We start from the raw sequence: 12,818 nt of genomic DNA, 5'->3' as shown, positions 1-12,818 counted from the left end.
TGCATTTAAGTGAACGGTCCATGTGAATTAAAAAAATAGGATGGCGAAAAGGGTTGAAACGATCAACCCGATGATAACTGGGAGGAAGCAAACCCGAACAATCTCCTGTGCTGGTACCCGTGATACACCAGCAACCGCTACTAGGGAAGACCAGGCAATCAGCGTACCACCGCCAACCCAAACTGCCCCCATTTGTCCAATTGCCGCTAAAGTGACTGGATCCATCCCAGATACTGGACCGAGAGCACCAGCAAGTGCGCCTGTAAGGGGTAGGCCAGAAAAGCCAGATCCATCGAGACCTGTGATCATTCCAATTAGTAAAATACCAAATGCCGTCCAACCACCGGATTCTGGAATAAACGGTTGACCAGCTGAGACCAATTCAAAAAGAAAAGCTGGAGAAGCATCTGTTTGCAAAATAGCCGATGAAAAGTCGCTACTTCCTAAAAAGAAAAATCCTGCAATGGGAATAACTGGTCCCATTGCTCTAAAGGCAAATAAAAATCCGTCTACAAGATGATCACTTACAGAATCAAACACTTGCTTTGGTTTATGAACGAGACTCGTTAAAATGAGTAAGAGTAATGCTAATCCTCCTACTAAAGCAGCCCCTGCACCGCCTTCTAAAGATAAGTTGGTGAAAAAGGCTGTATAGAGCATATAGCCAACAACTAAAAGAAAGCATAGTGGTACAACAAAGGCAAAAAGCTTTGATTTCCACGTGACTCGTACGTCAGTTTTTATTTGAGTAACGCCTTGCATCCATTTCGTTAAATGACGGTCGTCTTTCCGCTTAATGTGGCGTCTAAGAAATAAATAGGCAAGCAAAATGGCAGTTACTCCAGTAAGGAGAGAAAGAATCAGTGCCTGGTCCGCAACGGCCTGCACCTCAACACCAGCTGCTGTAGCGCTGAGCATTGGCGCAATTTGAATCATATAGTCAGAAGAAAGAGCCATTCCTTGCCCCGCCAGAACAATTGCCGCAGCCCCAGCAATAGGTGGGAGTCCAGCACGTATAGCAACAGGTAGTAGCAACGCCCCAACTAATGGAACAGCTGGCGTTGGCCAAAAGAATAGTGAAATGATATACGTAACGAGTATAATAATAAGATACGAGATATGACCGTTAATCATGATCTTTCCAATCGGTTGGATCATTTGTTTGTTCGCACCGATGGCTTCAAGTCCTTGTAAAAGAGCAGACATGACGGCAATGATGAGAAAAATACTGAATAGCTCACCTGCCGCAATAAGGCTAGCTGAGAAAACCGTTTGGACACCGGTGGTGATAGCACCTGTATAGGCGACCCCTAGTAGAAACGTCATAATAATGGCAGGGACAACGACATTTTTTCGAACGAGCATGGTGCCGATAATGAGTAACATGCCAAAGAGATAAAGCCAATGTGGAAGCGTCAACACCCTTCATCAGAGTCCTTTCTACAATAAAGTTGTTGCTGTAGCATATGCATGTGCCTAGAGTGGGGTGCAGTATGTACGGAAATAGCAAATAAGATACTTGTGCTATAATATATTAGAAAAGGGTAAAAAGGTAAAAAGTGGGTGGTAGTATGAAAGAATGGTCTACTGTTTCGATTATTCTAAGTGGTCTCGTTTTCTCTATTAGTATCGTTCTTCTTTTGATTTGTTCCTCTTATCTTTTTAATACGGAACGAATAATCGTATTCGAAGTCCTTTTAGGAATACTGGCGTTTGTTTTTTTTACTAGCGCAAGCTTGATTAAGAAAAAGCTGAATTAAAAAAGCGAAGTGCTTCTGCGGCACTTTTTTTGATGCCATTGTTTATTTTGAACCGATTGTATGTCAAATATCGTATGATACGTAATGATAGGGGGGATGTACATGTATGATAGTTTTGAAACCGGAGGGGACTGGTTTTTCTCACTATTTCCAGTGGTGTTTTTTAGTATTTTTGCGATTGTTCTAGTTATTTTTATTAGTGTGGGCGTTAGAGGGTTAAAAGAATGGAACACAAACAATCAATCTCCTAAGTTACGAGTAGACGCAATTGTCACATCAAAGCGATCCGACGTTCGTCAGGGAACGTCTCATCATCATGAGCATTCCTCATACCATGCTTCCACTTTTTATTATGCCACCTTCCAATTTGAGGGTGGGGACCGGTTAGAGTTTTCTATAACGAGTAGTCAGTATGGATTGCTTGCTGAGAGAGACGTTGGAACGCTGACATTTCAAGGCACACGCTTTCTAAGTTTCGAAAGACGGTGACACGGTTGGCTCTAGGAACAGAAGCTAAACAAAGAGGCCGATGAATTCATCGGCCTCTTTGTTACACGCATAATTTTGCCATGACGTTTTGAATAAGCTGCAAGCCAACCTCTCCAGATTTGCTTAAAATGGATTCAGGATGAAATTGAACGCCTGCGATTGGTAAATGCTTATGCTGAACGGCCATTGGGATATGGTCAGCTGTTGTCGCCTCTAAGCGTAAGCAGTCTGGCAACGTTTTTGCGTAAATGGAATGATAGCGCCCGACGCTAATTTGTTTTGCGACATTGCGAAAGAGTCCATCTCCATGTTGAACAAAGACGTCTGATTGTTCTCCGTGGCATGGCGTATCAAGTAGACCGAGCTCACCTTTAAAATGTTCAACGATACCTTGAAAGCCTAAACAAACACCGAAAATCGGAATGTCTTTTTCTACACAAAGAGAAATGGTGTCTGATAGTCCGAATCGTTTAGGTGTGCCTGGACCGGGAGAAAGAACGACTAAATCATAGGAGTCCCGATTGAGAAAATCTCGTGCATGAACGGATCGTGTTGTCGAAACGGTCGCACCTGTTTGTTTGAAATAACTGCCGAGGGTATGAACAAACGAATCCTCATGATCAATGATAAGGACGCTTTTGCCTTTACCGGATTGCTGAAACACATGTGGTGTTCTTGGCTCATGGCTTTGTGGGGATACAGCTTCCGCCAGAGCAGAAACTTTCACCAGTGTTTCTTCCTCTTCGTCTTCTGGATCAGATGTATGCAAGAGTGTTGCACCTACTCGTAACGTTGCAGTATTGTTTTTAATCGCTGTAGTTCGTAAGGTTAAGCCTGTATTTAAGTCACCGTTAAAGGCGAACCAGCCAACCGCGCCTCCATACCAACCTCGCGGAGTCTCTTCGTTTTTCTCAATCCAGCGTAATGCCTCAATTTTTGGTGCTCCTGTAACGGTAACAGCCCACATGTGTGTCATAAACGCATCCAAGGCGTCATATTCGTCACGCATTTCACCAATAATGTGATCGACTGTATGAAAGAGTCGCGCATACGTTTCTACTTGTCTGCGTCCGATTACTTCTATAGAGCCTGGCAAGCAAATACGTGCCTTATCATTCCGGTCAACGTCTGTACACATCGTTAGTTCAGTTTCGTCTTTTTTAGAGTTTAGTAGTTTTTTTATATTTTGTGCGTCTTCGAGTGGGTCTTTACCACGACGAATGGTGCCAGATATTGGACAGGTTTCTACCTGTTGCCCTTGCACTCGTACAAACATTTCAGGTGAGGCCCCAACGAGATACTCTTCACCAAGATTAATAATAAAGCCATACGGACTCGGGTTAATATCACGTAACTGTTGAAATACTTCTGAAGGTGTTAAGACAAGTGATTTTTCAAGTACTTGGGTTGGTACTACTTCAAATAAGTCGCCTGCGTGAAATGAAGGGATAGCTTTCTTAACAAGATCAGCGTAATAGCCTTTTTTGTAGGGCGTTTCCCGGGAGATGGTTCCTCGTTCATAGGGGATACACTGACCCGTTCTTTCCAAGTGATTCGTCGATTCGTTATTGACCTGAACGTCATAAGAAAGGGTATAGGCGATCGATAAATGATGGTCTACAATGGTTAATTCATCAGGTAAATAGAGAACGAGATCCTTTTGATCGTCTGGGCGTTTTTTTTCTTTCGCAAGCTGTTCAAATTGATAAATAAGGTCAAACCCGAATGCGCCATATAAACCGAAGAATTGATCTTCATCGGATGCAAAAAGTTGTTTCAGTTCTCGAATGATTTGAAAGATGGAAGGTTGTTTGGTGCGGTCTTCCTCATTTTGAATAGCGGATGTAGCTGGAATCGTTCCATGTAAACTCGTTTGTTGGTCGTCAAAGCCACGAATAAAATCAAAACGACTGTTCAAAAAATGAGTACGCACCAGTTCTAATAGAAATTTGCCTCGTTCATTAAGGGCGTTAATGGAATAACGGTTATTTGAAAAGCTTATTTCAAGGGGGGGACGTAAAAAGGCAACATCCCATCTTGAATAACGCCCTGTAAATTCAAAGCTACTTGAAAAAACAGCGCCTTTTACAGCGTCAATTTGTGGCAAGATGTCTGAGTCAATTTTCGTTGGGGAGACGGTTTCAATCTTCCTTGTAACGAGGATTTGTCCGTCTGTAAGATAATGTTTTGTTTTTTCATTTGTTTTCAATGTGGATAGAATACTCACACTAAAAAACCTCCTTTGTATACGTTTGTATACAGAGAAAGCATCAGCAAATAAATAGGGCAATGCCCTTTTATAATCGTTTGCTCTACTCATCTCTGCTCTACTCACTAAACTCTGCTCGACTTATCTTGCATGAAACTCTTTCATGCTTGTTACACATTCTATTACAGCTATGAAGGAATTACAAGAATTGTTTTAGTAAAAAAGGGTTGTCAACGATAGGTAACTACTGTATTATAAATCGTAATCATTACGATTTGAGATGAGGAGATGCTAATGATGAAAAAAATACCAGTGACAGTGTTAAGTGGTTACCTTGGTTCAGGTAAAACCACTTTATTAAATCATGTCCTACATAATCGAGATGGCTTAAAGGTAGCTGTTATCGTGAACGATATGAGTGAAGTAAATATTGATTCTGAACTTGTTGAAAAGCAAGGGGGATTCTCAAGAACAGACGAGAAGCTCGTAGAATTATCTAATGGATGCATCTGTTGTACATTACGTGAGGATCTATTAGTAGAAGTTGAGCGTCTTTCTAAGCAAGGAGACATTGACTATATCGTAATTGAATCCTCAGGAATTAGTGAACCGATACCAGTTGCACATACATTTAGTTACGTTGACGAAGAGTTAGGAATAGACCTTAGTCGTTTTTGTACGTTAGATACCATGGTTACCGTTGTCGATGCAAATCGCTTCTGGCATGACTTTGAATCAGGTGAGTCGTTGATCGAACGGAAACAAGAAGTAGGCGAAGAGGATTACCGAGAGGTTGCCGACTTACTTATTGATCAGATTGAATTCTGTGATGTGCTCGTTCTTAACAAATGTGACCTTGTTTCAGAAGAGCAGCTCTTGCAACTAGAACAGGTTCTTAAAAAGCTACAACCGGATGCAAAGCTTTTACGTTCGACTCGAGCTGAGGTTCCGATTAAGGAGATTTTGAATACAGGTTTATTCGACTTTGACAAAGCGAGTGAGTCGGCTGGTTGGTTAAAAGAATTAGAGCTTGGCCCAGAAAATCATACCCCTGAGACGGAGGAGTATGGAATTTCTTCCTTTGTGTTTGAAAGCAAACGACCGTTTCACGCAGAGCGATTGGATAAGTGGTGCGAGTCTATGCCACAATCAGTTGTTCGTGCAAAAGGCATTGTCTGGTGTGCAACAAGAAATGACTATGCCTTATTATTTTCACAAGCTGGTTCGTCTGTATCAATTGAACCTGTAACGTATTGGGTAGCTGCTTTACCTAAAGAGCAGCAACAACAAATTTTAGCAGTGAATCGAGAAGTGGCAAAAGACTGGGATGCAACATTCGGCGATCGCCATACAAAAATGGTCCTTATTGGAATGGGAATGAATAAAGAAGACATTATAAACGAGTTAGAGGCGTGTCTTTTAACAGAAGAAGAGTATCAACAAGATTGGACCAAACTCCCCGATCCATTTAATTGGGTTGTGCAACAGTAGGTAAACTCTACTTAAGAAGGGTGTCGGGAGATTGAATCTAGAGGAAAAAAGCGGGTGACAAGCTGTCATCCGCTTTTCCTATTTATTCGTGATTGGTTTTTCCTTCAGGTTCAACGTGTACATGAACATCAATCGTGCGATGTTTTTCTGTAATTTGATCTTCTACAATGGTCGATACATCGTGGGCCTCCGTGAAGGAAAGCGAGTGATCAAGCTGAATAACTAAATCGACAATTAAATTACTTCCATAGTAGCGTGCTTTTACATCGGTCACGTAATTTACTTTTGCAACAGCAAGAGCTGTCTCTTTTATATCATCTAACGTTTTATCGTCAACGCCATCGGTAAGGGATAGAGAAGATTTTGAGAAGATACCCCAGGCGGTGTGACAGATGATAACACCGACAACGAAAGCAAGTAACGGATCGAGCCATGGTAAACCAAATTGGGAGCCGATGATGCCTAGTGTTGCGCCTGCGCTAACGAGGGCATCTGATAAATTATCTTTAGAAACAGATTCGACGGCGTGACTATTAATGCGTTTTGCCAATTTTTTTGTATAGAGATAGACGGCAAACATAACAACAAATCCAAAGGCGCCAACCCAAGCCGCAATGATGTTTGGAGGTTCAGATGTACCTGTGAAAACAGATGTAATGGCGTCAATGATTACTTGAATCCCAACGACCATAATGATGAAGGATGCGACGAGAGAAGCAACTGTTTCTGCTTTCCAGTGGCCATAGGGATGATCCTTATCTGGCGGCTTTTGCGAAACTCTAAGTCCTATTAAGACGGCAATGGCAACAACGACATCGGTCACGTTATTTAGACCATCTGCACGTAAAGCAACCGAACCAGCGTAAATCCCAACCGTTAATTTTAAAATAGCGAGAATGATATAAGCCACTAAGCTGACTTGAGCACCTCGTTCTCCCTGCTTTAATTCCTTGTATCTTTCCTCCATTACGTGCCCTCCTATAAAGCAATAGTATGACTATAGCAAGCAGGTTCCATGTGGGTCTACAGAAATCTTTTTTGGCTATACTAAAGTTCTTGCCTTATCGGAATAAAGTTGCACATGGGAAAACGCCTTTGTATCAAAGGTTCTAAACGATCATAGAGGTGATCAGCCCTTAGTGAACAAAACTTTTTTGTAGGAAAAAATAATTTTTCTTTCTAAAAAAGACAACTCTCATTCATTACGAAAAAAGGGCCTAGTTTGACGGGTGTTGAGGGAGGTTGCAGGTGCTTAATAGCTTTGGTTAAAGATCGGGTGGTGCGACAATGTAATCTTCAGGAAAGAATATGGGGAAACTTCATGCAGAGCACACACTTTTCTTGTAAACTAAATGTAAGAGGTCTGATTAGAAAGGAAGATCAGAGTGAAGGTGAAACCGCTATTAGTAGGGGGAATACTTGTTTTAATAGCACTTAGTGGCTGTATGCAAGGTGAACAGGAAGAGTGGGATGTACCAGATCTTGTAGATGTAGATATCCAAGTGGAGGAGCATATTCCTGCTGACTCTGAAACAGTGTTACGTGCACACGTTACCCAAGGTGAAGAAGATGTGAACGATGCAGAGGAAGTGGTTTTCGAAGTATGGAGAGACCAAGAGCGAGATGCTGGACAGCTTATAGAAGGGGAACTAGAGGCTGACGGTGTCTATGCCACTCCGTATGCATTCGGTGAAGATGGGATTTACATAGTACAAACCCATGTTACTGCAAGGGATCTGCATGTGATGCCTACTCAGATGATGATTGTTGGTGATGTTTCTGAAGGTGAAATTGAAGCCTTTCACAATGCAGGCAACACACAAACAAATGAAGAGCAAAGTCAGTTTCATGATTCGGAAGAAGAATAAAGAACCCCTCCTTACTTGGTTAAAGCCTAGCTAAGGAAGGGTTTTTGCTTATGTTTGATTATCTGTTCATTAACTCAATGATTGATAGAGTAATGGAAGGGTATCTTAAGGACCATCTTCTTGGTGAGGCACAATAAGAAAGAATTAATGAGAGGATCGTCGGATTAACTCTGTTTCAAATCGATACTGTTTTTGTCTAGACTGTCCCAATTCAATTTGTTCTAATAGTTCTGTTGCCGCTGCCGCTCCAATTTGTTCGACTGGTTGTTTAATAACTGTTAACGGTGGTGAGGTGATGTCAGCCCACCGATAATCGTCGAAACCAATAATAGCGATGTCGTCTGGAACGGCTATGCCATGCTCCGTTAAATAGGTCATCGCGCCAACACTCATTAAATTATTTGCGACAAAAAGTGCTGATAACTTGGTTGTGCCTAGTAAATGTTCACAGCCTTTGTAACCACTTTCAAATTTAGAGTTTCCATTGTAAATTAGGTTCGTTGAAAACGGAAGGCCATGCTTGGCTAATGCCGATTTGTAGCCTTTTATACGGTCTTTTGTTGTGCTTAAAGAATGAATACCTGTAATAAGTCCTATGTTCTGGTGACCACTTTCAATGAATTGTTCAATCGCCATTTGAACTCCTTTTTCGTTGTCGACAACGATGGAACTTCGATTGGTTTCCTCTGGCAGACGGTCAATAAAAACACTAGGTAAATCATCTGGAATATCGCAGGCAATCTCGCTATAATCCTTTGCGCTTGATGCAATAATGAGTCCTGAAACTTGCTGGGAAATAAACGCTTGAATTTTCTTGCGTTCTGTTTCGACCTGTTCATTTGTATTGCCGACCAATAATTGATACTGTTGTTCACCTAGAACTAATTCTATTTCTTTAACAATGGAAGTGAAAAAGTGATTTCCTATATCTGGGAGGACGATGCCGATGGTAGACGTTTTTTGACTTCGTAATGTTTTTGCTGCGAAATTTGGTGTATAGCCAAGCTTTTTCATTGCTTGTTTAACACGAATGGTCGTAGATTCAGCAACGAAACGAGTACCGTTTAATACATGGGAAACAGTTGCAGTGGAAACAGATGCCTCTTTGGCTACATCTTTAATACTTACACGTTTCATTCAGATCAAGTCCTTTTCTATGCGATCACCTAAGCGTTTGCGTGTATTACTATAACCGATTCTACTAAAATGTCAAAGAGGAAAAAGGAAGTCTAACATAAACGCCACAAGAAAAGCGGTCGATTCATTCAAAATCGACCGCTATTGATGCTTTTCCATATAGACGTCAGTGTAATTCGATGAACAGATTGCATGTATTCAGTGTGATCATACTAGACATTGAAACGAAAGAAGGCTTCCTATGGTTTCGGTTTTAGAGTGCTGTCATTGCGTTCAACCATAAGTGCAATGAAGACGGCACTCCCTCCACCAATTAGTTTTCCAATCATCATCGGGACAACCATGCTTTGATCAACACTGGCGGTAAAGCCGAGATGTCCCCCTAAAACAAACGCGCCGGATACCATAAAAGATGTTGCAACGACTTTACTTCTTACAGACATGTCTTTTAATAAGCTAAAAGCAGGTATAGCGTGTGCTAATGAAGTGATAATTGCCGTAATGGCAGCCCCTTCAATTGCAAATTGTTTTCCCACACGGGCAAATAGAGGCTGACACACCTGTTTTAAAAAAGCGACAAGAGGAAATGCCCCTGCAAGAACAACGGCAATTGTTCCGACAATAAAGAGACCTTCTTCGAACGGAGCAAGCTTGGAATGAAATTCGTATCCAGTAAGGTGAGAGATGGCGGCAATGGCTAATCCGAGCACACCTACGATTTGAATTCCTTTTCCAAATAATAGAAACAGTGTAATAGAGGTCTCTGGATAAAAGCGTAATGCACACATGACAATGCACGCAAAAACCGTAGGAATAAGCAGATTTTGCAGCATCATCCAAGGGGCCATCCCTGCAGACAACCCTCCGATAAAACAACCGAGAGGAACAGTGCTTAATCCAATTAGCATGCCTTTTGCAAGTGCAGGTTGATCGTTTGATTCGACCATTCGCAATGCAATTGGAATCGTAAACACGATTGTTGGACCGAGCATCGTTCCTAAAAAGACCCATGAAAAACGCGCCGCATCCGCATTAATACCCATTTCCTGTGCGAGTGCATAACCACCCATATCGAGTGCAAGAATGGTATTCGCAAATGATGCGGGATCTGCACCGACTGCTAGATACAATGGTGTGATAAGAGGCGTTAGCCACTGTGCAGCAATTGGTGCGATAGTAATAATACCAATCATGGCTAGTGCAACCTGACCCATGCTCATAATGCCATGTTGAAATTCAGTACCTAATCCAAACCGATTACCTAAACACCAATCAATTGCTCCGAGTGCAATGAAAAAGGCAAGGATTATCATAATCCACTCATTTATCGTCATTCTACAAATCCAATCTATTTTTCTCTTAACATATCAAGTTTCCTTCAAGCAGACAAGCTGTTATCACTTCTCTAAATGACTTTCATGTTGTTGTCAGTATGCGCTGTAAAAAAAGGAGAGACAATTGTCTCAGCGCTAGTAGACACTTTCGTATTGACTCACTTTACACATTTTTACATAAAAAAGGGGGCGCTTTTTTATAAAAAGCAGGTTTAACAAGTAGGGAAAGCGGCTATAAAAAGGACAACGAATCATAGGCATGCCTAAGATTTGTTTCTCCCCCTTCCTTGATGAATATATACACACTGAACCGCACTTCCCCCTTGAGTGCGGTTCGCTCGTTGTGTTCTGTAGCTTTTTCAGACGTGCGTATGACTGGACGTCTTTTTCTACGGACTTTCGTTGCATTTTCAAAACGAGACAAGTACACTTATCTAGTAGAAACTAGAAGAAAAGACGTGATGGGGTTGCCATATTTACGCTTTACAGGTTTTTCATCCGAGCGACTACAAACGCTTGCACCGACGGTTATTGATGTATTCTCGGAAATTGTCCATATTTCAAAAGAAAAAGTGAAAATTGAGAGGAGCACGTTAGAACCCATTTTAAATGTTCCTCTTACAATAGAAATTCGAATGTTTTCCAGAGCTCAATCGGTTCATGATCAGATAGCCAACAACTTATCTGCGCTTTTACGTGAGGAAGGGTTTGAAACGGTTCATATTTATTTTCTAATCCTTTCACCAGAATTGTATTATAAAGATGGTGTTCCGATAAAATCAACAACAGAAAGCCAGCATTGATGGTTTCAGAAATAAAGAGATGTGCGATAGCGCATCTCTTTTTTGTTGTCAATAAAGGGACTATTTTTTGTTGAAACGGGTAATGGAGCTATAACGAGATAGATGGAGCAATATAGTATGTGTTTCACAGCGCACACTCACTAGATAGAGAGAGGAAGTGGCGTATGAAAGAATATGGATTTATGATTCTCGGAACATTTTTCTTTGCTTTTTCAGTCGCTATTTTTGCGATGCCAAATGGATTAGCAGAAGGTGGTATTCCAGGACTCGCGCTTTTACTTTATTACGGTATGGGATGGTCTCCTTCACTTGTCACACTGCTTGCAAATGGCTTAATTTTACTTATCGGCTACCGGTATTTACCACGAACAATGATTGTAAAATCCATTTTGACGATCCCACTTTTTTCATTGTTTTTGTTTCTTCTTGAAGATAGAAGTGGACCCGTTCATGATCCTCTTCTTGCTGCACTTTACACTGGCGTATTTACCGGAGTCGGATTTGGCTTTGTTTTTCGCTCAGGTAGCACCACAGGTGGTTCTTCTACGATTGCTCGAATGGTAAACCATAAATTTGGTTGGGAATTAACGGGGACTAATTTTGTACTAGATGCAGCGATTGTGGTAGGGGGTATTTTTGTTATCGGCCCAGTTCAAACGTTGTACACGGTAGTGGCTTTGTTTATTGGTAAGAAGGTAACGGACTATGTATTAGAAGGCTTTGAGTCTAAGAAAGTCGTGCATATCTTCTCTAGTTCATATGAAGCAGTGGCCAAAAGCGTTCGTACCAATTTAGGAGCTCATACGACTATTTTGCAGGGGAAGAATGATGAAAACGGAATGGATGAGCATTTAATCTATGTTTCCGTGCCTAAACAACAGCTTTTTTATTTGAAAAAACTGATCCGAGATGTAGACGAGAACGCCTTTACCGTCGTTCATACGGTTAAAGATGTTAGTGGTGGTTCGTTTTCAAAAGCGCATTATCCAACGCAAAAGACGTTTAGTAGTGCAAAGAAAGAAAAGCAATACTACAAAAACCAAGCAGAGGAGTAATCGATTATGGAACGAAAAACAAAACGAGAGCGTTACAGAGAATATCGACACTTAAGGAATCGAGTAAAGCGGTTGTGTGATTGGCGCGAAGAAGACGAAAACCGATTAAGATGTTAGCACTTTCTGTAAAGAAAGTGCTTTTTTTAATCATAGCCTCCAACTGCTTCGGGTAAGGACTGGTAAGCTTCGCTTGGATAAATGATGTCGTCACCAACCGCATGCATAAACGCTTCCCATTCCTCTAGCGCCTTATTTGAGCAGCTACTATCCCAAGAAAGGGTGTATTCTTCTTCATCTGCTACCAAGTATAGCTCATAAGATTGATACGGTACGCTACAAGGGGAGGAAGCTTTTTCACTTTGTCTTGGAAGATCAAATATGTCGAGCTGTTTAAATTGTTGATAAAAAAAAGCAACCTCTTCTTCTGTCCATAAGAAAGAAGCTGTTTCTGTTCCTGCCGTAACTAAATCTTTAGTATAGGTTCCATCAATGGTATTGATTTCATTAAACGTTTGAGGACTCACTCCATAGGCTAGACGAAAGTTGAAATCCTCCGGCTGTTCCTCTGGCAATGATACTCCAGACAATTTGCTATCTGAACAACCAACAAGCCCCACTAATAAAAGTAAAAACCAGATTCCTTTCACACTGTATCCCCCCTCTATTTAGAAT

General features: G+C 41.3%; 11 protein-coding genes. 5 read left to right on the top strand and 6 right to left on the bottom strand.

The window, feature by feature from the left end; genetic code table 11:
• Window positions 1-27 precede the first annotated feature (27 nt).
• Window positions 28-1,386 (bottom strand): hypothetical protein, encoded by a 1,359-nt coding sequence (locus tag PQ477_RS04720; protein ID WP_274273547.1) that lies wholly within the window; start codon window positions 1,384-1,386, stop codon window positions 28-30.
• Between the two features lie 476 nt (window positions 1,387-1,862).
• On the opposite strand from PQ477_RS04720, the gene PQ477_RS04715 reads away from it, so the two are divergent.
• Window positions 1,863-2,249 carry a DUF2500 domain-containing protein gene (locus PQ477_RS04715; RefSeq protein ID WP_210244247.1) on the top strand — a complete coding sequence of 129 codons (387 nt, stop codon included), beginning with the start codon at window positions 1,863-1,865 and terminating at the stop codon, window positions 2,247-2,249.
• Window positions 2,250-2,310: 61 nt separating this feature from the next.
• Here the strand turns inward: PQ477_RS04715 and PQ477_RS04710 are convergent, their stop codons facing one another.
• Window positions 2,311-4,476, bottom strand: a complete 2,166-nt coding sequence (locus PQ477_RS04710) for an anthranilate synthase component I (protein ID WP_210244246.1) — start codon at window positions 4,474-4,476, stop codon at window positions 2,311-2,313.
• Between the two features lie 279 nt (window positions 4,477-4,755).
• Between PQ477_RS04710 and PQ477_RS04705 the strand changes: the two genes are divergently transcribed.
• Window positions 4,756-5,949, top strand: a complete 1,194-nt coding sequence (locus tag PQ477_RS04705) for a GTP-binding protein (RefSeq protein WP_490723216.1) — start codon at window positions 4,756-4,758, stop codon at window positions 5,947-5,949.
• 82 nt (window positions 5,950-6,031) lie between these two features.
• Here PQ477_RS04705 and PQ477_RS04700 read toward each other — a convergent pair whose 3' ends face one another.
• The gene (locus tag PQ477_RS04700) at window positions 6,032-6,916 is read right to left on the bottom strand and encodes a cation diffusion facilitator family transporter (protein WP_144559876.1); all 885 of its coding nucleotides are present in this window, start codon (window positions 6,914-6,916) and stop codon (window positions 6,032-6,034) included.
• Window positions 6,917-7,334: 418 nt separating this feature from the next.
• Here PQ477_RS04700 and PQ477_RS04695 point away from each other — a divergent pair, with 418 nt between their 5' ends.
• Window positions 7,335-7,817, top strand: coding sequence for a FixH family protein (locus PQ477_RS04695; RefSeq protein WP_144559874.1), 483 nt, complete (start codon window positions 7,335-7,337; stop codon window positions 7,815-7,817).
• Between the two features lie 144 nt (window positions 7,818-7,961).
• On the opposite strand, the gene PQ477_RS04690 is transcribed toward PQ477_RS04695, so the two are convergent.
• Window positions 7,962-8,954 carry a LacI family DNA-binding transcriptional regulator gene (locus PQ477_RS04690; RefSeq protein ID WP_035394983.1) on the bottom strand — a complete coding sequence of 331 codons (993 nt, stop codon included), beginning with the start codon at window positions 8,952-8,954 and terminating at the stop codon, window positions 7,962-7,964.
• A gap of 239 nt (window positions 8,955-9,193) precedes the next feature.
• Window positions 9,194-10,288: an ethanolamine utilization protein EutH gene (locus PQ477_RS04685; protein WP_274273034.1), complete on the bottom strand. Its 1,095-nt coding sequence runs from the start codon at window positions 10,286-10,288 to the stop codon at window positions 9,194-9,196.
• 461 nt (window positions 10,289-10,749) lie between these two features.
• Here PQ477_RS04685 and PQ477_RS04680 point away from each other — a divergent pair, with 461 nt between their 5' ends.
• Together PQ477_RS04680 and PQ477_RS04675 are read left to right on the top strand one after the other, a co-directional pair.
• A complete protein-coding gene (locus PQ477_RS04680; RefSeq protein WP_052007954.1) occupies window positions 10,750-11,091 on the top strand; it encodes a DUF1904 family protein in 342 nt (113 codons plus the stop codon).
• Between the two features lie 164 nt (window positions 11,092-11,255).
• Window positions 11,256-12,146 (top strand): YitT family protein, encoded by an 891-nt coding sequence (locus PQ477_RS04675; protein WP_035394987.1) that lies wholly within the window; start codon window positions 11,256-11,258, stop codon window positions 12,144-12,146.
• Between the two features lie 143 nt (window positions 12,147-12,289).
• Here the strand turns inward: PQ477_RS04675 and PQ477_RS04670 are convergent, their stop codons facing one another.
• On the bottom strand, window positions 12,290-12,793 hold the full coding sequence (locus tag PQ477_RS04670) for a hypothetical protein (RefSeq protein WP_144559870.1): 504 nt from the start codon (window positions 12,791-12,793) through the stop codon (window positions 12,290-12,292).
• Window positions 12,794-12,818 lie beyond the last annotated feature (25 nt).

This window comes from Shouchella hunanensis (genome assembly GCF_028735875.1).
GTDB lineage: Bacteria > Bacillota > Bacilli > Bacillales > Bacillaceae_D > Shouchella > Shouchella hunanensis.
Note: the sequence above shows the minus strand (reverse complement) of the source record. Positions and strands in the feature narration are given on the sequence as shown.

Excerpts from the sequence above, each read along its gene's own strand:
- PQ477_RS04705 (WP_490723216.1), top strand. The coding sequence starts at position 4,756 with ATGAAAAAAATACCAGTGACAGTGTTAAGTGGTTACCTTGGTTCAGGT.
- PQ477_RS04720 (WP_274273547.1), bottom strand. The coding sequence starts at position 1,386 with ATGTTACTCATTATCGGCACCATGCTCGTTCGAAAAAATGTCGTTGTC.
- PQ477_RS04680 (WP_052007954.1), top strand. The coding sequence starts at position 10,750 with ATGGGGTTGCCATATTTACGCTTTACAGGTTTTTCATCCGAGCGACTA.
- PQ477_RS04715 (WP_210244247.1), top strand. The coding sequence starts at position 1,863 with ATGTATGATAGTTTTGAAACCGGAGGGGACTGGTTTTTCTCACTATTT.
- PQ477_RS04685 (WP_274273034.1), bottom strand. The coding sequence starts at position 10,288 with ATGACGATAAATGAGTGGATTATGATAATCCTTGCCTTTTTCATTGCA.
- PQ477_RS04690 (WP_035394983.1), bottom strand. The coding sequence starts at position 8,954 with ATGAAACGTGTAAGTATTAAAGATGTAGCCAAAGAGGCATCTGTTTCC.
- PQ477_RS04700 (WP_144559876.1), bottom strand. The coding sequence starts at position 6,916 with ATGGAGGAAAGATACAAGGAATTAAAGCAGGGAGAACGAGGTGCTCAA.
- PQ477_RS04675 (WP_035394987.1), top strand. The coding sequence starts at position 11,256 with ATGAAAGAATATGGATTTATGATTCTCGGAACATTTTTCTTTGCTTTT.